Origin of the sequence: Mycobacterium leprae TN (assembly GCF_000195855.1) — a bacterium.
Classification (GTDB): Bacteria; Actinomycetota; Actinomycetes; order Mycobacteriales; family Mycobacteriaceae; genus Mycobacterium; species Mycobacterium leprae.
The window spans coordinates 1,244,969-1,270,114 of the sequence record NC_002677.1; the positions used below are offsets into that span (position 1 = coordinate 1,244,969).

At 58.9% G+C, this 25,146-nt stretch carries 17 protein-coding genes and 6 pseudogenes; 12 read left to right on the forward strand and 11 right to left on the reverse strand.

The annotated features are described in order from the left end of the window. Positions 1–715: 715 nt before the first annotated feature. The 3 genes and pseudogenes from ML_RS15600 to ML_RS05345 all read right to left on the reverse strand — a co-directional run bounded on the left by ML_RS15600 (position 716) and on the right by ML_RS05345 (position 2,497). Positions 716–1,198, reverse strand: a pseudogene (locus ML_RS15600) (DUF1003 domain-containing protein). A gap of 394 nt (positions 1,199–1,592) precedes the next feature. Beyond that, positions 1,593–1,799, reverse strand: a pseudogene (locus tag ML_RS18780) (magnesium transporter); the annotation flags it as partial. 71 nt (positions 1,800–1,870) lie between these two features. Beyond that, a complete protein-coding gene (locus ML_RS05345) occupies positions 1,871–2,497 on the reverse strand; it encodes a DUF4190 domain-containing protein (RefSeq protein WP_041323766.1) in 627 nt (208 codons plus the stop codon). A gap of 291 nt (positions 2,498–2,788) precedes the next feature. Between ML_RS05345 and ML_RS15605 the strand changes: the two are divergent. From ML_RS15605 to ML_RS15610, 6 genes and pseudogenes are all read left to right on the forward strand, one after another. Next, positions 2,789–3,328: pseudogene (locus tag ML_RS15605) on the forward strand (general stress protein); the annotation flags it as partial. A 25-nt stretch (positions 3,329–3,353) separates the two neighbouring features. Then, positions 3,354–4,763: an extracellular solute-binding protein gene (locus ML_RS05355; protein WP_162618318.1), complete on the forward strand. Its 1,410-nt coding sequence runs from the start codon at positions 3,354–3,356 to the stop codon at positions 4,761–4,763. Between the two features lie 28 nt (positions 4,764–4,791). Further along, entirely contained in the window at positions 4,792–5,706 is a 915-nt protein-coding gene (locus ML_RS05360) for a carbohydrate ABC transporter permease (protein ID WP_010908119.1), read from the forward strand. A gap of 28 nt (positions 5,707–5,734) precedes the next feature. After that, on the forward strand, positions 5,735–6,559 hold the full coding sequence (locus ML_RS05365) for a carbohydrate ABC transporter permease (protein WP_162618319.1): 825 nt from the start codon (positions 5,735–5,737) through the stop codon (positions 6,557–6,559). A 4-nt stretch (positions 6,560–6,563) separates the two neighbouring features. Continuing rightward, positions 6,564–7,742, forward strand: a complete 1,179-nt coding sequence (locus ML_RS05370; protein ID WP_010908121.1) for an ABC transporter ATP-binding protein — start codon at positions 6,564–6,566, stop codon at positions 7,740–7,742. 42 nt (positions 7,743–7,784) lie between these two features. Next, positions 7,785–8,337: pseudogene (locus tag ML_RS15610) on the forward strand (suppressor of fused domain protein). A 33-nt stretch (positions 8,338–8,370) separates the two neighbouring features. Here the strand turns inward: ML_RS15610 and corA are convergent. Continuing rightward, a complete protein-coding gene (gene corA / locus ML_RS05375; protein WP_010908122.1) occupies positions 8,371–9,480 on the reverse strand; it encodes a magnesium/cobalt transporter CorA in 1,110 nt (369 codons plus the stop codon). 222 nt (positions 9,481–9,702) lie between these two features. On the opposite strand from corA, the gene ML_RS05380 reads away from it, so the two are divergent. Further along, the gene (locus ML_RS05380) at positions 9,703–10,692 is read left to right on the forward strand and encodes a malate dehydrogenase (RefSeq protein ID WP_010908123.1); all 990 of its coding nucleotides are present in this window, start codon (positions 9,703–9,705) and stop codon (positions 10,690–10,692) included. Between the two features lie 570 nt (positions 10,693–11,262). Here the strand turns inward: ML_RS05380 and ML_RS15615 are convergent. Both ML_RS15615 and ML_RS17310 read right to left on the reverse strand, forming a co-directional pair. Next, a pseudogene (locus ML_RS15615) lies at positions 11,263–11,391 on the reverse strand (PE family protein); the annotation flags it as partial. Then, positions 11,342–11,476, reverse strand: coding sequence for a hypothetical protein (locus ML_RS17310; RefSeq protein WP_269147095.1), 135 nt, complete (start codon positions 11,474–11,476; stop codon positions 11,342–11,344). The pseudogene ML_RS15615 and the gene ML_RS17310, both read right to left, overlap by 50 nt. A gap of 123 nt (positions 11,477–11,599) precedes the next feature. Here ML_RS17310 and ML_RS05390 point away from each other — a divergent pair. After that, positions 11,600–12,764, forward strand: a pseudogene (locus ML_RS05390) (NAD(P)-dependent malic enzyme). Next, positions 12,761–13,618 carry a lipoprotein gene (locus ML_RS05395; protein WP_010908124.1) on the forward strand — a complete coding sequence of 286 codons (858 nt, stop codon included), beginning with the start codon at positions 12,761–12,763 and terminating at the stop codon, positions 13,616–13,618. Before ML_RS05390 ends, ML_RS05395 begins: the two are co-directional and overlap by 4 nt. A 545-nt stretch (positions 13,619–14,163) precedes the next feature. Here ML_RS05395 and ML_RS05400 read toward each other — a convergent pair. The 4 genes from ML_RS05400 to ML_RS05415 form a co-directional block, all read right to left on the reverse strand. Next, complete coding sequence (locus ML_RS05400; RefSeq protein ID WP_010908125.1) at positions 14,164–14,997, reverse strand: SDR family NAD(P)-dependent oxidoreductase; 834 nt, start codon at positions 14,995–14,997, stop codon at positions 14,164–14,166. 62 nt (positions 14,998–15,059) lie between these two features. Then, positions 15,060–18,776, reverse strand: coding sequence for a multifunctional oxoglutarate decarboxylase/oxoglutarate dehydrogenase thiamine pyrophosphate-binding subunit/dihydrolipoyllysine-residue succinyltransferase subunit (locus ML_RS05405; protein ID WP_010908126.1), 3,717 nt, complete (start codon positions 18,774–18,776; stop codon positions 15,060–15,062). Between the two features lie 187 nt (positions 18,777–18,963). Further along, positions 18,964–19,743, reverse strand: a complete 780-nt coding sequence (locus ML_RS05410) for a hypothetical protein (protein ID WP_197492538.1) — start codon at positions 19,741–19,743, stop codon at positions 18,964–18,966. Between the two features lie 229 nt (positions 19,744–19,972). Then, the gene (locus tag ML_RS05415) at positions 19,973–20,200 is read right to left on the reverse strand and encodes a hypothetical protein (RefSeq protein WP_049769723.1); all 228 of its coding nucleotides are present in this window, start codon (positions 20,198–20,200) and stop codon (positions 19,973–19,975) included. 241 nt (positions 20,201–20,441) lie between these two features. On the opposite strand from ML_RS05415, the gene ML_RS05420 reads away from it, so the two are divergent. The 3 genes from ML_RS05420 (at position 20,442) to ML_RS05430 (ending at position 21,499) form a co-directional block, all read left to right on the forward strand. After that, a complete protein-coding gene (locus ML_RS05420; protein WP_049769724.1) occupies positions 20,442–20,666 on the forward strand; it encodes a hypothetical protein in 225 nt (74 codons plus the stop codon). A gap of 26 nt (positions 20,667–20,692) precedes the next feature. After that, the gene (locus tag ML_RS05425; RefSeq protein WP_049769725.1) at positions 20,693–20,926 is read left to right on the forward strand and encodes a hypothetical protein; all 234 of its coding nucleotides are present in this window, start codon (positions 20,693–20,695) and stop codon (positions 20,924–20,926) included. Between the two features lie 231 nt (positions 20,927–21,157). Further along, positions 21,158–21,499: a hypothetical protein gene (locus tag ML_RS05430; protein ID WP_145985179.1), complete on the forward strand. Its 342-nt coding sequence runs from the start codon at positions 21,158–21,160 to the stop codon at positions 21,497–21,499. A gap of 180 nt (positions 21,500–21,679) precedes the next feature. Here ML_RS05430 and ML_RS05435 read toward each other — a convergent pair whose 3' ends face one another. Then, positions 21,680–25,138, reverse strand: a complete 3,459-nt coding sequence (locus ML_RS05435) for a TM0106 family RecB-like putative nuclease (protein ID WP_010908128.1) — start codon at positions 25,136–25,138, stop codon at positions 21,680–21,682. Positions 25,139–25,146 lie beyond the last annotated feature (8 nt).

Sequence of the window (25,146 nt, forward strand, 5' to 3'; positions counted from 1 at the left end):
GGGCGCCGAGCTCGATGGGTCGATGCAGATCAGTGTGGCAGCAAGGCAGTGGCGCTACTGGTTGCGATGTGCCGGGTGCCAGCCACGAACACACATTGGCGGCTGCCTAACGGGCTTGAAGTCGATCAGTGGCAGCTGGGCTATCGGATCCTCGTTAATCGGCTGTGTCGTTGACGTTCAACGGCAGTCTAGGGCCGAGTCCATCCGGACGTTCGAGGTGTGCGTCGCCAAGTAGCGACACCGGCTCGGTGATTGGCAGCAGATCCACCAGGTGACGCCGGTGGCATAGGTCGCGACCCAACCCAGCACGTTCTGTGCGTATGTCGCCGAGTTGAGTGCTTGTAGCATAAGACCCCGACGAATAACCTGCGGTAGATGGCGCAGGTTGGTCCCGTCGCTGCATAGGTACCGGGCAGTGGCCAGTGTGGAAGTCTGAACAGATTTTGTGGATCGGCTGTGCCCGGCCGATGCCGTGGCCTTTGACGTCGAAGGCGTATCGTGCTCCGGACGTAGGCACCCGCGTTGTTCGACGCGCCTGCTACTGCACTGCTGCGACGGCCGGATTTGCACCCCAGCGTTCCCTTATGCGCACGCAAACTATCCTCAGTGCGCTGTGGGCAACCACATCTTCTAACCTATTACTTAGTCTCATGAACAAATTTACCGTACATAACACAATTCTTGTGACCGGAGTAGCGCAATGAGGGCGTGGTTCTCACCTGGATTTCTTCGTGCGCCGATCGATGCCGTCACCGGTCTGGATCGGCTCGATACACGAGTCTTTTAGTGCTTGATGTGGGTATTCGCGCGTCCTGACCTTGCCGATAGCTGGCCACAAAGTAGCCAGTTAGCGGGTAAAATACTCGGTGTCGAACTTGGTGTGCGCAGCGTTACGACGATCTTCTTCGAGTGCAACTCGGTCTCGGTTCTCTTAACGATTCTGGGCTAGCCGAATGAGCGGTGCCGCGTAGGCGGCTTGTGTGGAGAAAAGCCAGGTTGAGCACGATTAATAGGGTATGGATCCCAGCGCCACTTGAGTGCGAACAGATTCAATGCGACCCACAACAACACCACGATTGTGTGCAGCAGCAGATAGCAGCCGGTGCTAAAGAAACGCGCGATTGACTCGGTGATGTGCTCGGACGGTCTCGGCGGCCCAACTCGGTGGCAACCTGCGCGATGTTCGTGTGGTAAGCATCGTAGCGGGGGGACTTCCGCATAAGGATCCCTCCTGGTGCACCGGTGGATTCCGTCCTCTGAGAGCTCTGGCACATCCACGCGCCAATCGTAAGGCAGAAGATGGTCGAACAGGTCGGTCCACGCTCACCTCTACCGAAAGGTGATTTTGGTTGTCTAGCACCGGCCCGTGTAACAGGGCGCAGGCGGCCAGGTACCGGGTCACCGGGACCAAGGAAGTCTCCGGTGTCAGCGTAGGTGTAGGTAGTTGAGTGTTGATAATTCCACGGACTAGCTTGGCTGCCGCTTTGCGGAGCAGCCGTTAAAGGTGTACGTAGCCTAGGTAGACACCCGGTAAGGTGTGGCTGTGGGCGGGTTGGGCTACGAACACCATTGACGACAGCGTGGGGGAAGGTCGGAATCATCGCTGCCACCCGCAGAATCAGGATGAAAATGCTGCGGCTGGTCGCCCAATTGGCGGCCAATCCCAGGATTCGTGGTTGCTGGTGTACGATACTTATGCTGATCACGACATCACGGATTCGCCTGCAGGATTCGTCAAGTGGGCCCAATACCAACATCCGCGAGAGCAGCGCCATATGCACCTTATTGACCGATCCCATGCCGGTAGAGCGCAAGCAGCCGCGTCCCAGATAGGCAGTTGCCCGGATCGGTATGGTAGTACCACACAGGCTTAGTGCGAATGCAGCGCGAATACTGCGACGGTCAAACTCACCAGCAGGGTCGCGATCCCGATCACTATGCCGGCAACGGCTAGGCCGTAGCCTTCTTGGCGAGTCCGCTTGGTCTGCTCGAGGGCGATGGCGCCGAGCACGATGGCCAGGATCGAGCCTATGCAGCACACCAACCCGGCGAACGAGGATATTAGCGAGGCGATCGCCATCACGTTCATTCCTGGCTGTGTTGCTCCGTAACCCCCCAGGTAATTCGGCGGATAGTAGCCCCCCGGATAGTTGCCTGGATATTCACCCGGATGCCAAAGTGACCCAGGACCATGGCCAGTTGCAGGTGTGCCAAATTGCGGCGGTGGGTAGGGCGGCCCACCATAGCTTAGCGGTTGTCCGTATCCCGGTGGGGTGGGCGCTATGGGTTCTGGATAGTCGGTCGGAAGGTCCGACGGATAGCCTGGAGGAACATCAGGTAGCGGATATGTCGCGTGCGTGTGATCGGCTGCGTGCGGTGGTGCGGTCGGATGCCAGGGGCCACCCCAAACCGGCTGTCTTGGGGGCCTCGTAACGGCTGGCGGGTTCGCCTCATCTTCGTGGGCACTCTCGCCGAAGGCGTCGCCGGGAGCTGTCATGCTGTTAAACATTAGCCTATGCGCTATCGGTGGCTGCGGTCGCAAATCGAAGGCGGTAGCGGATGATTCGACGGGTTGGTGAGACGGCGTGGTGTCGGGTCAGCACTGGATCCACAACTACGGGTGTGCTCTGCGTGCCGTGGGGCCTGGCACTGAAAGCGAGGGATGTCATGTTTGATTAAAGTAAAGGTTGTCTTGTCTGCAGGTTTCTCTGGAGAGTGTGGAAGTGTTCAGATGAAACGATGGTCCAGGAATGAGAGGGCAGAGGAGAATGTGAGCATCGATGACTAGCCTTTTCCGTCTGGACAGGTTCCTGCGACGACGGGCGCGGGTCGCCTTGACAGGCCCGGGTTACCGACTTCGCCCAAAGGCTGGCCTGTCGGGCCGTAGCTGAAGCTATGCCGAAGAAAAGCAGGTCATTCACTAGCAACTATCCGAAAAGTAATTCTCGGTTCAGCAGGTGACCATTGTTGGTGTCGACCGCATGTGCAGATGGAATGGGTTACATGTCAGTTAACATGGGCAAAAGTACTTGGGTGACGGCGTACTGAGCGGGCCCTGGCTTGGTTTGTTTATCGGGTTGGTTTTTGGCTTCTATTTTTTTAGTCCTAATCCGTGTGTGACGTTGACCACTAGTTTGGTCGCCAGTGTGTTTTCGGTTGATGACTTCCGCAGTTCCCTACGCAATGACCCGTGGTACAAGGAATTTCAGTTTCACTTTACACCAACTTCAGTTTGACTTTACAATTTTTAGTGGCCGACCGCTACAACGTACTCTGCTATCCGGACAATGCGGAGAAGGCGCGCGATCTGCTGACGCGCCTGGCGATCTGGCACCTTGACGGGAGGGGAGGAGGTGGTGGTGAGTCGGCGCGTCCACCGAGCGGGTACAATCATACTTGCAGCTTTGACCCTTGCGTCAGTGGTGTTGGCCTGTGGGGCCGGCGGTGACCAGTTAGTGATTAGCTTCTACACACCTGCTAGCGAGGATGCGACATTTACCGAGGTTGCCCGGCGCTGCACTGAGCAATTCGACGGTCGGTTCGCCATTCAGCATGTGAGTCTGCCGAGGTCGCCAGACGAGCAGCGACTGCAATTGGCCCGGCGACTGACCGGTAAAGACCGCAGCTTGGACGTGATGGCGATGGATGTGGTGTGGACAGCGGAGTTCGCTGAGGCGGGATGGACGCTGCCGCTATCTGAAGACCCGGCGGGGCTGGCTGAGCCCGACGCGATCGTTGACACTCTCCCGGGCCCACTCGCGACAGCCACTTGGAAGCGCAAATTGTATGCCGCGCCTGTCACTACTAATACCCAATTGCTCTGGTACCGAACAGATTTGGTGGATCAACCGCCAGGTGATTGGAATGGCATGGTGGCTGAGGCGGCTCGGTTGCATGCGGCCGGCGAGCCCAGCTGGATTGCCGTGCAGGCCAACCAGGGTGAGGGACTCGTGGTGTGGTTCAACACGCTGTTAGCGAGTGCGGGCGGTCAGGTGCTGTCCGAGGATGGTCGTCACGTCACCTTGACTGACACGCCGGAGCACCGGGCTGCCACCGTCCGCGCGTTGCGGATCATCAAGGCGGTGGCTACCGTACCCGGAGCCGACCCGTCGATTACCCGGACCGATGAAGCTACCGCGCGGTTAGCGGTCGAGCAAGGAAAGGCTGCGCTGGAGGTCAACTGGCCGTTCGTGCTGGCGTCGATGCTAGAGAACGCGGTGAAGGGCGGGGTGGCTTTCCTGCCGCTAGATCGGATCTCCGAGTTGGCCGGTAGCATCAACAACGTCGGGACATTCGTGCCCAACGACGAACAATTTCGCATTGCGTATCAGGCTACCCGGAATGTGTTTGGTTTCGCGCCGTATCCCAGTGTGTCGCGTAGCGAACCGGCCAAGGTGACGATCGGCGGGCTGAACCTGGCGGTGGCTAGCACCAGCCGTCATAAGGCCGAAGCGTTTGAAGCCGTAAGGTGTCTGCGCAGTGAGCAAAGCCAGCAGTACCTCTCGATCGAAGGGGGTCTCCCGGCAGTACGGGCCTCGCTGTACTCCGACCCAGCCTTTCAGGACAAGTACCCGATGTATACCATCATTCGACAACAGCTGACCGATGCCGCGGTGCGGCCGGTGACGCCGGCTTATCAGGCGGTTTCGATCCGGCTGTCGGCCGCGCTGAATCCCATCACCGACATTGACCCGGAGCCCATGGCCGACCGGCTCGCTGCGCAGGTGCAAAAGGCTATCGACGGGAAGGGCTTGTTGCCGTGACCGTCTGCTTGTGGGGAGAGCAGCGGCTATGACAGCGGTGGTCGGCAAGTCGTGGCACGTGCGCGCCAGCAGTGTGCAGCCAGAACAGCGACTGGCGTTTCTTCTGGTTACGCCCGCGGCGATGTTGATGCTGGTGGTGACGGCCTATCCTATCGGATACGCGGTCTGGCTGAGTCTGCAACGTTACAGCTTGGCGACCCCGAACGAGACTGTGTTTATCGGTTTAGGCAACTACCAAACAATCTTGACCGACCCGTATTGGTGGACGGCACTTGCGGTGACTTTGGCGATCACTGTGGTTTCAGTGTCGATCGAATTCATTCTGGGCCTGATGCTGGCGCTGGTGATGCACCGCACCCTCCTCGGCAAGAGCCTGGTGCGCATCGCGGTGCTCATCCCTTACAGCATCGTCACGGTGGTCGCGTCATACAGTTGGTATTATGCCTGGACGCCGGGCACCGGATATTTGGCGAGCCTGCTGCCCCAAGGTAGTGTGCCGTTGACCGAACAGATCCCGTCTTTGAGCATAGTTATCATCGTGGAGGTCTGGAAGACTACCCCGTTCATGTCGTTGTTGTTACTGGTCGGGTTGGCACTGGTTCCTGAGGATTTGCTTAAAGCTGCGCAGATGGATGGCGCTGGTGCGTGGCGGCGGCTGACCAAGATCATCTTGCCGATCATTAAGCCGGCGGTCATGGTGGCGTTGTTATTCCGGACGTTGGACGCGTTCCGCATTTTCGACAACATCTATGTGTTGACCCGAGGCGTCAACAACACCGATTCGGTATCGATCCTGGGCTACGACAACCTGTTTAAAGGATTCAACGTGGGGCTTGGCTCGGCTATCAGTGTGCTGATCTTCGGCTGCGTAGCTCTAATCGCGGTGATTTTCATCAAGGTGTTCGGTGTCGTGGCGCCCGGAGGTGACAGCAATGGGTATTGAAAAAGTAAAAGTAACGGCAGGGGTTCGGGTGGGTGCGCGGCGCGCCACGATTTGGGTAATCATCGACACCTTCGTGGTGGGATATGCGTTATTGCCAGTGCTGTGGATTCTCAGCCTGTCACTCAAACCAGCGTCAACGGTCAAGGACGGCAAGCTGATTCCGTCGTTAGTGACTTTCGACAACTATCGCGGCATCTTTCGAAGCGATCTTTTCAGCTCGGCGCTGATCAACTCCATCGGGATCGGATTGACTACCACCGTGATAGCGGTGATGTTCGGTGCGATGGCAGCCTACGCGATTGCCCGGCTGGCTTTCCCCGGCAAGCGGTTACTTGTTGGTACCACCCTGCTGGTCACTATGTTCCCAGCGATTTCGTTGGTGACGCCGTTGTTCAACATCGAACGCCGGGTCGGTCTGTTCGATACGTGGGCTGGGCTGATTTTGCCCTACATCACTTTCGCGTTGCCGCTTGCTATCTATACCTTGTCAGCATTCTTCGCCGAAATTCCTTGGGATTTAGAGAAAGCCGCCAAGATGGATGGCGCCACGTCGGGTCAGGCTTTCCGTAAGGTGATTGTCCCGCTGGCGGCACCGGGCTTGGTCACCGCGGCGATTCTGGTGTTCATCTTCGCTTGGAATGATCTGCTGCTAGCATTGTCGTTGACCTCCACTAAGGCGGCGATAACAGCCCCGGTTGCAATCACAAACTTTACTGGCAGTTCACAGTTCGAGGAGCCGACCGGCTCGATTGCGGCTGGGGCAATTGTGATTACAGCGCCGATCATCGTCTTTGTTTGGATTTTCCAGCGACGAATTGTTGCCGGGTTAACTTCTGGTGCTGTGAAGGGATAGCTCGATGGCCGAGATTGTGCTGGAGCACGTCAACAAGAATTACCCGAACGGTGCGACGGCGGTGCATGACCTTTCCATCACCGTCGCCGACGGGGAATTCCTCATCCTGATAGGGCCTTCAGGCTGCGGCAAGACCACGACTCTGAATATGATTGCTGGACTTGAGGATATTTCTTCGGGTGAGCTAAGAATCGACGGCGATCGGGTCAACGAGAAGGCGCCCAAGGATCGTGATATCGCGATGGTGTTCCAGTCTTACGCGCTTTACCCGCATATGACCGTGCGACAGAATATCGCGTTCCCGCTGATGCTGGCCAAGGTGAAGAAAGCGGAGATAGCGCAGAAGGTTTCCGAGACTGCTCAAATCCTTGATTTGACCGATCTTTTGGACCGTAAGCCCTCGCAGTTGTCTGGCGGGCAACGACAACGGGTCGCGATGGGCCGGGCAATTGTTCGTCACCCCAAGGCATTCTTGATGGACGAGCCGTTGTCCAACCTGGATGCTAAACTACGGGTGCGGACGCGTGGTGAAATCGCCCGGCTGCAGCGCAGGTTGGGTGCCACCACCGTTTATGTCACCCACGATCAAACTGAAGCCATGACGCTAGGGGATCGCGTGGTGGTCATGCGCTCTGGTGTTGTACAGCAGATCGGTACGCCCGATGAGCTTTATGAACGTCCGGTCAATCTCTTCGTCGCGGGGTTTATCGGTTCGCCGGTGATGAATTTCTTCCCTGCCAAGTTGACACCGAACGGACTGACCCTGCCCTTGGGGGAACTGAACTTGTCGCGGGACGTCCAGGCGATGATCGGACAGCACCCGGTGCCGGACAGGGTTATTGTCGGGGTGCGACCCGAGCATCTGACCGATGCTAAGTTGATCGACGCACATCAACACGGCACGGTGTTAACTTTTAAGGTGAAGGTTGACTTGGTCGAATCACTGGGGGCCGACAAATACATCTATTTTACTACGACTGGTTGTGATGTGTATTCAGCCCAGTTGGACGAGTTAGCTTCCGAGTTGGAAGTACGTGAAAATCAGTTTGTGGCAAGAGTTTCCGCTGAATCAAAAATGGCCATAGGAGAGTCGATTGAGTTGGCTTTCGGCACAGCAAAAATAGCTGTTTTCGACGCTGACTCTGGGGTGAATCTGACTGTTTCTGCACCGACTGATGCGTAGTGACACAGGACTCTGGCACAAGTACGTGCATACCTGTGCAGCATGTTCACTGAGGTAGGTACCCTAGATATACTCATTGAGTCCGATTCCGTGAGCGTGACGTTCCTGGGTACCGAATCTATCGAGATGTTGCGATTACGTTCTGGAGCAGACGGATTGCTATACTAAGTGTGATTGGGGTGCTCGCGTTATTCGATGAATGATCCGACCGAGATTCCAGCTGACCAATTGCGTAGCCCACGTGTTGAAGTTGTTCTGTCCCTGCGTGATCTCGGGCCGATCACCGGACTGGTACGCACCTGGCGGTCGACGGTGTGGTGCTGGTCGAGGACGCTCTGATCAACCTCAGATCGCTGCTGTGGGCAAAACCATCGGGGCGTTTGCTGTTTAATCGTGGTGTTGTTAGGTCGCAGTAGTATTCCTGAGCTGCCGATGCAGCCTCTTCGGGGTCTAGTACTTTTTCTATCGGTGACTCCTGTCACAGCGACTGAGGAATCCTGGTTGTGGCTCAAGGAAACTCTTGGTGCTCAAGCTATGCGGCAGGATGGCAGACGACGTGCTGGATCCGAATCGCCGTATTGCACAATTTCACTGACGGCGGGCAGCTGCGGCACGCATTGTTGCCAGGCTACAGCCAGTTCCTGTTTCGGAATTGCCAGTAAAGAACCAGGCAGACAATGGTCATTCCGGCCATTACCAGCGGGTAACTCCACGTCCAGTTCAGCTCGGGCATGAAACGGAAGTTCATACCGTAGATGGCGGCGACCATAGTGGGCATCGCCACGATGCCGGCCCAGGCCGCCATCTTGCGCATATCGTTGTTCTGCTGCATCCCGACACGAGCCAATGCGGCCTGTACTAGTGAATTGAGCATGTCGTCATAGCTGGCTATTTGATCTGCGGCCTCGGTCTGGTGGTCAGCTACGTCACGCAGGTAGCGGCGCAATTCTTTGGAGATTAAGTCTTTGTTATCCGTTTGCATTCGCTGGAGTGCGGCGGAGAGCGGGGCAACACAGCGGCGAAGTTCGATGACCTCGCGCTTGAGTAGGTAAATCGGCTCGACGTTGAGCTTGCGGCCGGGAGCAAACGCCACTTCCTCGATGGCGTCGATATCGCCTTCCATCAGATTGGTCACCGCTAAATAGCGGTCTACCACGTAGTCCGAGATGGCATGCATCACAGCGTACGAGCCCAGCCGCAGATGCTCGGGGTCGGTATCCATTCGCTTACGCACCTCGGACAGCTCACCATGCTCGCCGTGGCGGACCGTGACCACGAAATTCTTGCCGACGAAGATCATCACCTCGCCGGTTTCGACGATCTGGCGGGCCAGCACCACCGATTCGTGCGGTACATAATTGACGGTCTTGAGGACCAGAAACAACGTGTCGTCGTAGCGTTCCAACTTGGGCCGCTGATGGGCGTGCACGGCGTCCTCGACTGCCAAGGGGTGTAGCCCGAAAACGTCGGCGACGTTATGCATGTGGCTTGCTTCAGGCTCGTGTAACCCGATCCAGACGAATCCCTCGTTCCCCATCAGTTCGATCTCGCGCACCCTGCTCAGCGCGGCGGTGTACGTTGTGTATTTGTCGGGTAGCCGATGGCCTCCGACATAGACGCCGCAGTCGACCAAGGGCTCGGTGAGCGGGGGGAAAATGGGATGTACGTGAGGCGTGTACAGTCGGGGCTTCGTGACCGGCCTCAGCGCTTCAGGTAACGGGTCAAACCCCGGGAACATCTCAACCCCCATCGCGGCACAGGTGTTATTAGGTGGTGTTTTATGGTACGCGTTTTGGCCAGAACAGTGGAGGACTGATTGAGTGTTGGAATGGGTCCCAGAGGGAAGTAGAACTGCTGGACCGAAAATCTCGGGTCGGTAAGGATGCGCTAGTTTCCATCCAAGCTTGAAACTCGTACCGATAGCTCGAGCCGAACCTCTCTCCGATAAGGAGTAATCGAAGTGAGCCCACGTCCCCTCAAGGTCGCCGTAACCGGCGCTGCCGGTCAGATCGGTTATAGCCTGCTGTTCCGCTTGGCGAGCGGCTCACTGCTGGGGCTTGACCGCCCGATTGAGTTGCGTCTGCTTGAGATTGAGCCCGCGCTCAAGGCGCTCGAGGGTGTCGTGATGGAACTTGATGACTGCGCGTTCCTGCTGTTGGCGGGCGTCGAGATAGGCGCGGATCCGAACAAGGTCTTCGACGGTGTCAACCTGGCCCTGCTTGTCGGTGCCCGGCCGCGCGGGCCGGGCATGGAACGTGGCGATTTATTGGAGGCTAACGGCGCGATATTCACTGCGCAGGGCAAGGCCCTCAACGCCGTCGCCGCCGCTGACATCCGTGTCGGTGTGACTGGCAATCCGGCCAACACCAACGCGCTGATCGCGATGACCAACGCGCCCGACATCCCCCGCGAGCGGTTCTCGGCACTTACCCGTCTGGACCACAACCGGGCTATTGCGCAGCTAGCCACGAAGACCGGCTCCGCAGTCACCGACATCAGGAAGATGACGATCTGGGGCAACCACTCGGCCACCCAATACCCCGACGTTTTCCACGCTGAGATCGGCGGTAAGAACGCGGCCGAGGTCGTGGGGGACCAAGCTTGGATCGAGGACTACTTTATCCCGACCGTCGCCAAGCGCGGTGCTGCGATCATCGATGCACGCGGCGCTTCGTCAGCCGCTTCGGCAGCATCGGCGACCATTGATGCCGCCCGGGACTGGCTGCTGGGCACCCCTGAGGGCAACTGGGTTTCGATGGCGGTGGTATCCGATGGTTCGTACGGTGTGCCGGAGGGCCTGATCTCTTCGTTCCCTGTAACCACCACGGATGGAGACTGGACGATCGTCAGGGGCTTGGGGATCGATGACTTCTCCCGCGGGCGGATCGACAAGTCGACCGCAGAGCTGGCCGACGAGCGTATGGCGGTCAAGCAGCTCGGTCTGATTTAGGGGCGGTTCCGCGCTAGACGTCTGTCACCCGTCGTGGCCGAGACTACCGGAGGTTCTCGGCGTTCCCCGGTTCCGTCTCTCAGGCCGTCGTTGCCGATAAACAAGGAGCCGAGTCCGCTAAGGCAGCCCGCGCCGCCGTTACCTGCAAAGCCGAAGCCGCCAGGTTCCCCGGTGTCACCCGGGGTGAGACAGTCGTTACTGTCGGTGCCGCCATTGCCCCCGCTACCGCGGGATTGCATGCACCGACGGTGCTGATGGCCGGCCTGGCTGGTGGAATCGGGTTTTAGATTGACACCGCCGGCGTCAGGCCAGGCAGCGCCTGCCCCGCTGGTGTTTACCATTTCCGCTAATGCCAAGCAGTTCCTGTGTTGCCATCGACGCCGCCGTTGCCATAAATCATCGCTGCCATCGACGCCGTCTCCGCCGTTTTACCCCGGACGGCCATTGGCACCGTTGGCGATCAGCAGGAATCCCAGCAGCTGGGTGGGTGCATTGACCAGGTCCAGCGTCTGCTGTAGCAGCATACGACACTCCGGCGGAGCTCAACCTCCGCATAAACTGCTGCTGAAACGCTGCCGCCTGTGTGCTAAATACTTGATGGGCCTGGGCGTTCGAAGAAAACAGCGACGTGATCGCCGCCAACACCTCATCAGCGTCCGCGGCCAACAGCTTCGTGGGCGGGGTCACCGGCTGCCCCATTGTTCACGACCAGTGTTGTGCCGATAGTCTCCAAACCCGTTGCTACCGCCGTCAACAAGTCTTGTGCCGCAATCAGATACACCATGGCGAACCTCTCAGCCGGCTAAATCGAACAATAGGGCAGGTCCAAAGGGTATCGTCTGTGCTCGACAGGACATTCGGCGTTTCGTCTGCCTAGACTTGCAGTACTCTCGACCCTGTGCTAAAAATCGACCAGCCGCTACAGATTGTCATCGACGACGATATCTTTCGGGCTCACGTAGGTGAGAAGTTTTCCGTTGCGCTGAAGACTCCGTTGGATGCTCAACGCGCGTTCTCGGTCCCCTACACTCCAGGCGTGGCGCAGGTAAGTCATGCGATCGCCGCGAATCGCGCCCTGGCTGTCTGTTATACGTGGGTGAACCGGTTCCGTCGTAAGCGATGGAAGCGCTGTAATCGGGTTCGAGTGATATCGGACCCGCGGCGTTGTTGCTGATGATGGAGGGCAAGTGCGTGCTGTTCAAGATATGTCGCGGGCGTAACGCGATCTCGATCGTGCTGGATACCAGGGATCTCGGCGAGGTCGTAAAAACCCCTGGTGAGGCTGTGCTCGACGTTCGACACCGTCAACCTCGAGGACATTCTTCGCACTGCGCTGCTTCGAGATCGAACGGTGGGTTGTCGGGATGCTGGATTGCCCGGTTATGTATGACGACCAGAATGGTACGGCGATCGTCGTGCTTGTTGCACCGATGGTTGCTATCATATTACTCGGCCGCGGCATGTCTTCGCTGAATGTGGTAGGTGTCCGGCGCCGGTACCGCAGGGGCTACTTCCACGAATCTTTTTCTTACCATCGGTGTTTCAGACACTACTGTGCGCGATTCGCTTGGCATTCTGCATACCGGGTGCGACGACATGAACTGCGTGAAGTTAGTTTGATTTGGCGCGATGTACCAACTCCGGCGGTCTCACCGGCGACATGGCCGAGGTGCTCGCTGGCGTTGCTGTGTTCTTTGGGGTGTAGGCGGTCTTGGTCCCTCGAAGAATTGCTTGTCATGATGGCACCTGACGGGATCGTGTTCGTGCTGTCCGATCCGGACCCGGAAATACATCCCGGCGTTGCTGCCAAATACGTGGCAGTGGTGGCTATCGGGCGTAGTGACTTCTGCAGCCAGATCAACAGCGTGCTTGTGTTTCCTGGTGTCTTTTGCGGAGCGCTGGACGCCGAAACGAGTCGGATCACCGAAAAGATGATGGTGGCCGCTGTCGAGGCGATTTTCTGTGTTGCCAGCGACGACTTCACTCTCGACCGGATTGTTCCGAGCCTATTGAACTTCCGCGTTGGCGAAGCGGGCGCCTTGGCAACAGAAGCGTCAGACGTCGCGGGATGAGGGTCGGCAGGCTGGCGGCGTTGCTGCTCGCCGGAGTCGGAGTGTTTGTCGCGGGCGGTTGCGCGACTGACAGGGGTGATCGTCATCCGGAGTTGGTCGTTGGGTCCAAGCCTGATTCGGAGTCCACGCTGCTAGCCGCCATCTATGTCGCGGCTTTGCGGTCGTACGGTTTTGGGGCGCGAGGTGAAACTGGTGCTGACCCAATGGCGATGCTGGATTCGGGTGGATTCACTGTCGTCCCTGGATTCACCGGCAAGGTGTTGCAAATCTTGCAGCCCCGAGCAGCGGTGCTTTCCGCTGCTCGGGTCTACCGCGCGATGGTCTCTGCACTGCCCGAGGGCATCGCCGCCGGCGACTACACCACTGCCGCCGAAGATAAGCCCACGCTGGTCGTGACTCCGGACACCGCGAAGGCCTGGAGTGGTAGTGACTTGAGCCTGGTGCTCAGTCACTGTAACGAGCTGGTCGTCGGGATCGTTGCCGGCACCCACACCCCATCGGCGGTGGGCTCGTGCCGGCTGCCCGCCGCGCGTGAATTTCCTGATTATCCAACTATGTTCGCCGCGTTGAGGGCTGGCCAGCTGACCGCGGGCTGGACCACCACCGCCAACCCCGACCTCCCCGCCGACCTGATTGTGCTCACCGACGGTAAAGCCACGCTGATCCAGGCCGAGAATGTGGTGCCGCTTTATCGGCGCAACGTGCTGACGGATAGGCAAATGCTGGCCATAAACGAAGTGGCTGGTGTGCTGGACACCGCGGCCCTGATCGAGATGCGCCGCCAGGTAATACGCGGCGCGGACTCGCAGGCGATCGCCGACGGATGGTTGGCAGAACACCCGATGGGCCGTTAGTTGTCGCGAGGGCGCGTGTCTGTACAACGACACGCCGTGTGCTGTACAACTGCGAGCCTTTGCGAGCATTGCCTGGATGGCCGGGTCAGAATCATCTTTTGCCGAAGCGCCTCGGTGAACCTGCGCACCACGAACTTCGCCGCGTTGTAAGTGTAGGTAGCCTGCCCGGAACACGAAAAACAATCTGAACACGCTTGGAAATGCTGATGACTTGACCATCGCTGGAGGAGATAAGGTACGGGCACTCGGTCCTAGGGTCCACACTTAACGTCGGGTTAGCCGGCTGCACCGGAAGCTGCCCCGCTCTCGGTCCGCCGGAGGCCCCCCGGTGCCGGCTTGCACCATCGCTGAGAACAAAATTAGCTAGATTCGCTTATCGGCCAAATCGGCCGCCAGGCGCCACACCCAGTTTACGGTGTCGGGCTGTTGTGTGCAGTGATTATAGGGTCCCGAAATTGGCGATCCAGGCCGGTTTCGCTAGCTAACCCGTAACCGGATCGGCGGGATGGTGTTCGGCATCGGTGGTACCGGTGGCAACATGAGTTTTAGCGTTGATTGAGGATCAGCCGGCTCGCCACTTGCGCGAATAGCCGCTGATAGCCAGCTCCCCCCGAAAAACGCACCACCACGTTCGCGACTTTGGCGTCCGGGCCGACCAGTACCCGCGCCTTCTTTTTGCGCACTGCTTTGAGGATGATTCGGGCGGCGTGCTGCGGGCTGGTATGGGCCACCCACGTGTCGAACCGACTGGCTATCTTGCTTACGTCGAGTCCCTCGGCGGCGGTGGCGTTGCGCGCGATTGCGGTTTTGATGCCGCCTGGGTAGACGGTCGTCACATTGACCGGCCGGCCAGCCAGCGCCATCTCTTCTCGCAGCGCCTCGGTGAAGCCGCGTACGGCGAATTTAGCCGAGTTGTACGCTGCCTGCCCCGGTACCGAAAACAAGCCGAACACACTCGAGATGTTGATGACATGGCCATCTCCAGAGGAGATCAAGTACGGAAGGAACGCCTTAGTGCCGTTTACAACACCCCAATAATCGACGTCCATCACTCGCTCTATGTCCTTGAAGTGGCTGACCTCGACGTCGCCGGTGAACGCGATGCCGGCGTTGTTGTAGATCTGGTTCACCTTACCGAAGTTCTCGTGGACCACGTCGGCATAGGTCAGGAAGGCTTCGCGTTCGGTCACGTCGAGTCGGTCGGTCCTGGCCGACGCGCCGATCGCCTTCAGCTGTCCCTCGGTCTGTGCTAGCCCTTCGCCGTCGACATCGCTAATCGCCAGCTTGGCACCCGAACGGGCTAGTTCGATAGCCAAGGCTTGTCCGATACCCGAACCAGCGCCGGTGACCACGGCAACCTTGCCGGCGAAACCCTCCACTAGCAGCCTCTCTCGTGTCGGCTTGCTTGTCTCGAGGTTAACACTGGTGCTGGCGTTTGAGCTTAGCCGAACGCGGTGTCGAGGATCTCCTGTTGCTCGACGGCATGCACCTTCGACGAACCCGACGACGGCGCCGACATGGCCCGCCGCGAAATCCTCTTGATCCCGGTGAGTCGGGGCAGCAGCTCGGGCAGCTCCAGGCCGAACCGCGGCCAGGCACCTTGATTGGCTGGCTCCTCTTGCACCCAGAAGAACTCTTTGGCGTTCTCGTAGCGGTCCAGCGTTTCGCCGAGCCGGCGCCGCGGCAGCGGGGCCAGCTGTTCGATCCGCACGATCGCGACGTCGTCGCGGTTGTCCTTGATCTTGCGGGCGGCCAGCTCGTAGTAGAGCTTGCCGCAGGTCAACAGGACCCTGGTGACCTTGCTGCGGTCGTCGATGCTGTCCTCGTAGGTGGGTTCCTCCAGCACCGAACGGAACTTGATCTCGGTGAAGTCCTTGATATCACTGACTGCGGCCTTGTTGCGCAACATCGACTTGGGCGTGAACACGATCAGTGGACGTTTAATGCCGTCGAGAGCGTGCCGGCGCAGCAAGTGGAAGTAGTTAGATGGAGTCGACGGCACCGCAAAGGTCATTGAGCCCTCCGCCCACAGCTGCAGGAAGCGTTCGATGCGGCCAGAGGTGTGGTCAGGGCCCTGCCCTTCGTGCCCGTGCGGCAATAGCAGCACCACTGTCGACAACTGTCCCCACTTGGCCTCACCGGAGTTGATGAATTCGTCGATGATTGACTGTGCGCCGTTGACGAAGTCGCCGAACTGCGCCTCCCACAGCACCACGGCATCCGGGTTGCCTACCGTATAGCCGTACTCGAAACCGACAGCGGCATACTCCGACAGTGGCGAGTTGTAGACCAGAAACTTGCCGCCGGTGGGACTGCCGTCGGGGTTATTGGCCAGCAGCTGTAACGGAGTGAATTCCTCGCCGGTGTGGCGGTCGATGATCACCGAATGCCGCTGCGAGAAGGTGCCACGCTTGGTGTCTTGGCCGGACAGCCGCACCAATTTGCCTTCCGCCACCAGCGACCCTAAGGCTAGCAACTCGGCGAAAGCCCAGTCGATCTTGCCTTCATAAGCCATCTCCCGGCGTTTCTCGAGCACCGGCTGCACCCGCGGGTGCACGGTGAAACCTTCTGGTACCGCCAGGAAGGCGTCGCCGATGCGGGCCAGCAGTGCTTTGTCCACCGCGGTGGACAAACCCGCAGGGATCATCTGGTCAGACTCCACTGACTCGCTGGGCTGCACGCCGTGCTTTTCCAGGTCGCGTACCTCGTTGAACACCCGCTCCAGCTGGCCTTGGTAGTCGCGCAGCGCGTCCTCGGCTTCCTTCAAGGAAATGTCGCCACGGCCGATCAAGGCTTCGGTGTAACTCTTACGGGCGCCGCGCTTGGTGTCGACAACGTCGTACATGTACGGGTTCGTCATCGACGGATCGTCGCCCTCATTGTGCCCGCGCCGGCGGTAGCACAGCATGTCGATAACGACGTCCTTTTTAAAACGCTGCCGAAAGTCGACCGCCAGCTTGGCTACCCACACGCAGGCTTCCGGGTCATCACCGTTGACGTGGAAGATCGGCGCGCCGATCATCTTGGCGACATCCGTGCAGTACTCGCTGGATCTGGAGTACTCCGGCGCGGTAGTGAAGCCGATCTGGTTGTTGACGATGATGTGGATGGTGCCGCCGACCCGGTAACCAGGCAGGTTCGCCAAGTTTAGCGTTTCGGCAACGACTCCTTGGCCGGCGAAGGCAGCGTCCCCGTGCAGCATCATTGGCACCACCGAAAACGCTTCATCTTGGTTGCCATTGGTATCCTTGTTGAGTAGATCCTGCTTGGCCCGGACGAGACCTTCGAGCACGGGGTCCACGGCTTCCAAGTGTGAAGGGTTGGCGGTCAGCGATACTTGAATGTCGTTGTCGCCGAACATCTGCAGATACAAACCGGTAGCACCGAGGTGGTATTTGACGTCACCAGAGCTGTGCGCTAGTGTTGGGTTTAGATTGCCCTCGAATTCGGTGAAGATCTGTGAGTACGGCTTGCCGACGATGTTGGCCAATACGTTGAGCCGGCCGCGGTGTGGCATCCCGATGACCACTTCGTCCAGGCCATGCTTGGCGCACTGGTCGATCGCCGCATCCATCATCGGGATAACGCTTTCGGCGCCTTCTAGCGAGAAACGTTTCTGCCCGACGTACTTAGTATGCAGGAACGTTTCGAAGGCTTCGGCAGCGTTGAGCTTGCTCAGGATGTATTTCTGTTCGGCCACAGTCGGTTTGACGTTCTTGGTCTCGACCCGCTGTTGCAGCCATTCCTGTTGTTCGGGGTCGAGGATGTGGGTGTATTCCACGCCGATGTGGCGGCAGTAGGCGTCGCGAAGCAAGCCCAGCACGTCACGCAGTTTCTTGTATTTCCACCCGCCAAAGCCGTTGACTTTGAATACCCGATCCAGATCCCACAGCGTCAGGCCGTGGGTTAGCAAATCGAGGTCAGGGTGACTGCGGAAGCGGGTGTTGTCCAACCGCAGCGGGTCGATATCGGCCATTAGATGGCCGCGGTTACGGTAGGCCGCGATCAACTCCATGACGCGAGCGTTCTTGTCGACGATCGAGTCCGGGTTGTCGGTGCGCCAGCGCACCGGCAGATACGGGATGCTCAGCTCGCGAAAGATTTCGTCCCAGAAGCTGTCCGAGAGCACCATTTCGTGGATCGTGCGCAGGAAGTCACCTGATTCCGCACCCTGGATGATGCGGTGGTCGTAGGTTGAAGTTAGGGTGATCAGTTTGCCGATACCCAATTCGGCGATGCGCTCCGCGCTGGCGCCTTGAAACTCGGCGGGGTATTCCATGGCGCCCACGCCGATGATGGCGCCCTGGCCAGTCATCAGCCGCGGCACCGAATGCACGGTGCCGATAGTGCCGGGGTTGGTAAGTGAAATCGTGACGCCGGCAAAGTCTTCGGCGGTCAGCTTACCGTCGCGCGCCCGGCGGACGATATCTTCGTAGGCGGTGACGAACTGTGCGAATCGCAATTCTTCGCAGCGCTTGATACCGGCCACCACCAAGGACCGCTTGCCGTCTTTACCTTGCAGGTCGATCGCTAGGCCGAGATTGGTGTGGGCCGGTGTCACTGCGATGGGTTTGCCGTCGATCTCCGCGTAGTGCCGGTTGATGTTCGGGAACTTCTTGACCGCCTGCACTAACGCGTAGCCCAGCAAATGCGTGAAGGAGATCTTCCCGCCGCGGTTGCGCTTGAGCTGGTTGTTGATGACGGTCCGGTTGTCGATCATCAGCTTGGCTGGAACGGCTCGCACACTGGTCGCCGTCGGCACGTCCAGCGACGCGGACATATTTTTGACGACCACTGCGGCGGCACCGCGCAGCACCTGCAACTCGTCACCTTCGATAGGCGGGGTAGTGGTGGTTTTGGCTGGAGCTGCGGCAGAGCCGGCTGCCGTGCCGTTCGCTACTGTTGGGGTGGTCGCGGGCTTGGCCCTGCTCGCTACCGGGTCAGCTGCCGCAGCTGGCTTTGCTTGTGGCGTGGCTGAGGGTTGTTTATCAGTGGAGGTAGGGTCCGTAAGTACCGGTTCGGCGGTTGATTCGGGATTGTAGTCAACCAGGAATTCGTGCCAGCTCGGATCGACCGAGGAGGGGTCGTCGCGGAACTTGCGGTACATCTCTTCGACCAACCATTCGTTTTGCCCGAATGGTGAACTTATGTTGGCCACGGCCGCTGTTCGCCTCAATTCTTCTGTCCTGCAAGCGCATTGCGCGACACTTGCAACTTTCTGCACCTTGGTTGGCGGGGTACCCCGTCACACCCGTCGCGGTCTTGAACGGTCTCAGTCCCCACATAGAGGCTATCGTTTCGGCTGCGATTAGCCAGACAGAGGGGGCCTCGTGCCTAGTTGACGTCTAACCAGCGTTATGAACCGTCGGTAGCAGGATCAGAGTGGCTGGCCAGCGTGACGGCGCGGTGCCGAAAGCGTTGCGGGTATTGCTTATAATCTTCTTGCCCACTACGCGGTTGCCAGCGCCGCCTACCGCGGCGCCGATACCGATCGGGAGTATTTTGCCGAACATCAGCGCTCCGCGACGCACTGTGCACCGTTTGGCGGCATATCTGAGCATCCGTGTGTGTAACTGGGACCACGTCGACAGCGGCAGTGAGGCCATGCCCTCTAACAGCCAACCCCCGTTGGTGCGGCCCGGACCGATCAGTTCACCTATGGTAAGCCTGGTGTCGTCTCCGGCTAGCACGGCCAACACCAGCGCGCGGCGTCGTTCCCGATGGTTGGCGGGGATGCCGTACACCGATGCGATCGTCAGTACGAAGACCGCGGTCGCCTCCAGGAAGAACACCGTTTCGCCTGCGTTTGCCGACACTGCAGCCAACGTTCCGATCCCGGGCAACGTGGCTACCGAGCCCACTACCGCACCGCTCGCGGTCAACGCGGCCAGGTAGTGCTTTTCCAGCTTGGCAACGATCTCGGTTGGGCTGGCACTTGGGTGTGTGCGTCGCAGCCGGGCCACGTAAGCTTCCGCCGCCGGGCCCTGTATCCACACACTACGCTCGATAACCTGCGCCAATGCCCGGGTAGACGCTTTGGGCTGGCCGCCTGTAGTGGCTGGAATTTGGTCCGGCTCGGACTTACTCCAAAACCTATTCTGAGGGCCGTTCCGTCGGGTGCACATGTTGCCTCTCCTGTGAATGGCGTGCCTTTATGCTAACGCTAGTTTGGTTCGTAGCCGTGTAGAGCCGAAATAATGCCGGGCCGCGCACGTGGCACCAAGTTCGAAGTTCGCTGGCGTCTTGTTGGGTTGCCCAGCCGCAATAATGCGGGCTGGGTATTAATATTGCTTAGGTTGGTGACGATGCGGGTCGTCGACCAGACGGGGAGGGATATTCCGGAACAATGAGGGATTATTGATGATCTGCCAACTTGACGTTGCCGATGCCGGTCAGCTGCATCCCCGGTACCGGGGCTAAACAACCACCCATGCCTGGACGCATGCCATGGCTGCGTGTCGCGGCATCAGGAGGTGAACGAGGTGGGTAGATGACCTCGGCCCGGATCGACTCCACAAACCCGTGGTATTCGCTGTGGACGGTGGTGACCGATTTCTTCATGATCGTGCTCGACTCGAACATCGTCGCTATCGCGCGATTTGCCTATCATGGCCGACTTGCATGTCGAGTATGACGCTGTGGTTTGGGTGACCAGTGCCTATTGGTTGGGATATGTGGTGTTGTTGCTGGTAGCAGGGCAGCACTGCCATGCTGGTTGCTGCACGGATCGTGCAAGATGTTGGTGCTGGGGAGGCTTACCCCGCAAACTTGGTCGACGATGACCCGGATCTTTCCAACGTAGCGTCGCGGTGCCGCGAGGAACGTGTGTGCAGCGGCGACTATCGGCGCCGCCAGTCTGTTGGGACTGTTGGCTGGTCGACGTGCTGGGCTGGCAGTGGATTTTTTCATTAATGTCCGTCGGTATCTATCGGCTCGGCCATGGCGGTTTGGTTTGGGGCTGGTGCTGTCCACCCAGGGGCACCGGTTCGACTTGATCAGCGTCGGGCTATCCGAGTCGGGTACGTTTTTGATCGTCTTTCGACTATAGCAGGGGCAAGTTGTTGATTGGGTGCCGTGGGTCTGGGCGACCGCTCGTTGCAGGCGTCGGGTTTCTGGCTACATTCGTCAACTGGCAGGCAGTACAACACCCGCGAGTCGCTGATTCCACTAGATATTTTCGGCTACAGGGACTTCAGCCTGCACAACGTCGGGGTGGCGATTATGGCGTTCGCGACGATAGCGCTGCTGCAGCTGATGTTCTATGCGCAGGCGGTGTGCGGGCAGTGTCGACCCACGTGGCGCTGCTGATCGCGCTGCCGGCGATCACCAATGGTGTACTGGCGCCAGTTGCCGGCATTATCGTCGACCGGTACCAGCCGCGGTCTGTCTTTGGTTTCGGCTTTTCGATGCTGGCGATCGCGCTGACGTGGCTTTCGTTTGAGATGGACCCGGGTACGCTAATCTGTCGGTTGATGTTGCCGCCCAGCGCAATCGATCCCGGGCGGCGGGAACGCGTTCGGCTGCTCCAACGCTTTAACGTTGCTCGAGTGGCTGCGCTACTCGTTCTCGGCTGCAATGTCGGAGTCTATGTTGCTGCCCGCGTGCATCGCTTTGTTCGGAATTATTGCCGCACTATTCATGGTCGACGGCACGGTTTCGGTGATGAGCCGTGTAGCCGGCGGGGGACTCGGCCCCTTCCCCAACGGCGACGGTGGTTATGACAATGATGACTATGTCGAGTTAATCTTTCATCGCGCGCCGGACATCGACGCGAGGCCGGATGTCGAGCCTGAATCGGTATGTGATATTGAATCTACAATAGTGCGGTTCCGACGCCTGCAGCTGGGCACCGCCCGAAGGATGGCACAACGTTCCGTGTAATCGTGGCATAGCTTGCTCGCCGATTCCGACTCGGTACCGACGTCAACTGAACCGATTATCTTGGTCCACAAAGGTACTCACCTCAACGGCGAGCAGCAATTTCACCGTATCGCCGAAGTGATTTCGTGGACGGTCGGTTACCGTCTTGATTGACTCGCGGAAGATGAGACACCGCCAAATCTAGGGCTTATCTAGTCTAGATTCCAGTCGGCCGGTCCCATTGAATGTCGTCAGCGTCAAAAACGCGCCCAAGTCAATCAGGCCAACAGGCGTAGCGGGCAGATACTCTGTCAATGTCTCTGAGCGCACGATCACTGCCGCATATTGTGCCCGACTGACGGCAACGTTGAGCCGATTCCTGTTGAGCAAGAATGAAATTCCGCGTGGCACCACTTCAACAGATGAGGATGTCATCGAGATGAAGACTACTGGGGCTTGCCCGCCCTGGAATTTGTCCACTGTTCCTACCCGGACCCCACTGAACCCGGCCGACATCAATTGTTGACGAACCAGTGCCACCTGGGCGTTATATGGTGCCAGCACCAATATGTCCGAGACGTCCAACGGTCGGGTGCCGTGTTCGTCGGTCCACGGCGTGCCGAGCAGCCGCTCGATCTCGGCGGTGATTGCACCGGCCTCTTCGGGGCTCTCTGTCGAGTTGCCTTGGTGGTGAACGGCCAGAACGTGCACGCCGGGTTGATACTCGTTGAGGCGCCGTGCTGCCGTGTACTCGGTGTGGGCATGCAGTTTACCTTCGTAGGACAGTGTCGAGACTGCGGCACAGATCGCCGGATGCATCCGGTAGGAGCGGTCCAGAAAGTAGCCGCGTTCATTGGGCAGGGTTCGCTGACCCTCAACTAGCCAATCCAACGCGGACGTATTGACCGGTTCGGGATGAGTTCCTTGACTGACCTGTGGTAGCTGTTGCGGGTCTCCGAGCAACATGAGATTCGCCGCCGCGGGCGCCACGGCTATGGTGTTGGCCAAGCAGAACTGGCCGGCTTCGTCGATGACCAGCAAATCGAGACTACCCGGAGGAACCCGATTGCGATTGGCGAAATCCCATGCCGTACCACCGATCACGCATCCCATGGGGTCGGCGATGAAAGTGGGGTAATCGTTCCCGTCGATCTCCTGCCAGGGCGGAGCGCTGCGATCATGCCGTTTCTTTGCGACTTGTCGCGCATCGAGGCCGGCTGTTATCACGCCGTCTAAGAGGTTCTCAACCGCGGCGTGCGATTGCGCGACAACGCCAATGCGCCAGGAGTGGTTGCTGACCAATTGCGTGATGACGTGTGCTGCAGTGTGCGTCTTGCCGGTCCCGGGTGGTCCGTGCACGGCCAGGTACGACGAATCCAGGTCCAGCACCGCAGCTGTAATGTCAGCGACCGTATCGGTGCCGCGCGGTAGCGTAGCGCCACTGTGGGTTCGGGGAATGCGGCGCAAAAGAATGTCAATCAGCGCGGTGCGGGGTAGTTGCGGCAAACTGGCGGCCAGTGTAGTGGCAGTTGACTCAATCGAATCTCGCAGGGCCGTTGTTGCTATTGGTGGTCCTGGAGTCAGCGCGAACGGCAACTGGTGGAATGTGTTGCCGTCATTTCCTACTCGTTCGACAATGACCACCTCAGTCGGTATCGACAGGTCGTCGGCCTCGACAACCTCGGCCCGGCCGGCGGCTCGCCGCCCGGGATGGACGTCCATAGCTAGCGGGGCGGGAGGGTCATAGAGTGCAAAGACCGCCGAGCCGAGGTTGCCACGTGCCAATCTGCCGCGCAGCCGCACCCGACGTTGTGGCTTGCGAGCGCGAGGAGGCGTGTGCCAGTCGATGATGATCGATGCGTCGTCGGCAACGAAGACGTCTGTGTTGTCTGCCCATTCGCCAACAGGGAAGTTCAGTCGGTCGAAGTGCCCCCACCAGAACGGCTTGTCTTCGCGTCGATGGTAGCCGCGTGCCGCAGCCACCAAGGCGATCGCGGTTTGCTCGGGTGTACGGTCGCCGACGGCTACATCGCCAGTGAAACCCGACAAGGCTGACAAAATTGCCGAAAGCTCGTCATCGTCCTTGACAGTGTTTCCTTCGGGAACTGGTTGGGCACCAACCGGTACGACACCGGCTTCATAAGCTTGCAGCAGCAGCCAGTTACGTAATTCACGAGTGGACCTGCAGTCGTAATGGTTGTAGTCTTCGATCTCCTTGAGCACGGTTGCCGCCTCATCAAAATTTCCTGCGGAAAGCAATTCGCAGTACCTTCCATAGCAGGTGATCGAATCTGTGGCGGTAGTTACATCGCCGGAGCGTAGTTGTTTCCCCATGTACAGCGGCTCGAGTGCCTTCAGGCTAAAGGATTCTGCACCTACGCGAATGCTCTTACTTACCAAAGGATAAAGGTCAACCAACGTTCCGCTGCGCAGTAGCTCGTCGACTTCATCCTCGCAGACTCCGTATCGTCCGGCGAGTCGCAACAGCGCAGTCTTTTCGTAGGGTGCGTAATGGTAGACGTGCATATGCGGTCGCTGCTTACGGCGCTTTGTCACCATCTTCAGAAATTCAGTAAGCGCCTTGCGTTCTTCCACCCGGTTGTGCGCCCACAGAGGGCGAAAGGTCCCGGAGATTTCGGAGTCCAAGACTCCGAAAAGGTATTCTAGACCCCATTCTTGGCCGTCGACTGTCCACAGCGGATCACCTTCGAAGTCGAAGAACAGATCACCGGGATCTGGATCGGGCAATAGCGCCAGCGGTTGCGGGTCAACGATCTCGAATTGCGGAGTACCGGTATTACGTTGTTGGACTTGTAATTTGGCCTGTGCAGTTAACTCGCTGAGCGCACTAGAAGACAAGTCGGGTACCGGGCCGGAATGATCGGCCAGTTCGGCTATGGTAGTTATGCCGACATTAAGTAGCTTGCTGCGCTGGCTTATTCGCATACCCGCGATTAGCAGCAGATCGTCGGTCGCACGCAGCTGTTCGGTGCACTGTGGACAGCGAAAACAGGACCGCACTTCGTCGTCTTGCCAACGCACCGCCGTGCCTGCGGTATAGTGGCGGTCGAGTAGCCGCTGCAGTAGAGAGCGTTGAGACCGGTAGACCGGGATAAGGTCGCAGATCCGGTAGGAAACGACCATTCCGTCGCCCAGCCGCAGTTCTGCCTCAGGTGCTACCGGGACGCCCGAGTGAGCCAGCGCATCAGCGTAAGCGGCCAGCTGTAACAACGCGGTGACTTTCGGTGAGCGTGCAAGCTTGGTATCAACGACTCGATATTGTTCGCCATCTCGTACCAGGAAGTCGATGAACCCGACGAAGCGGCCGTCGAACATTGCCGCCTGATACACCGCCGGAGCACGGTTGGCGATCGCCCGCTGGGTCGCCTCGGCTGCGGCGGCAAACCCGGCGTATGTGTATGCTGGACGGCCAATGACTGCAACCGCATCCCCGAACTCGTGGCGTAGTTGGTCAAGGTGACGTTGCTCATGGTCGGCGCCCAGAGCGCTGGTTCGTGCGAACAATTCGTCTTCGGTGGTGGCTACTACGGGGCCGCGACCCAATCTCGCGTCGAAATCCCGCAATAGAGCGTACTCGCACCGAGATGCGGCGGCGAGATCCGACGCACTGTAGACGATGGTCTCGTCGGTGACGAACACAGCAACAA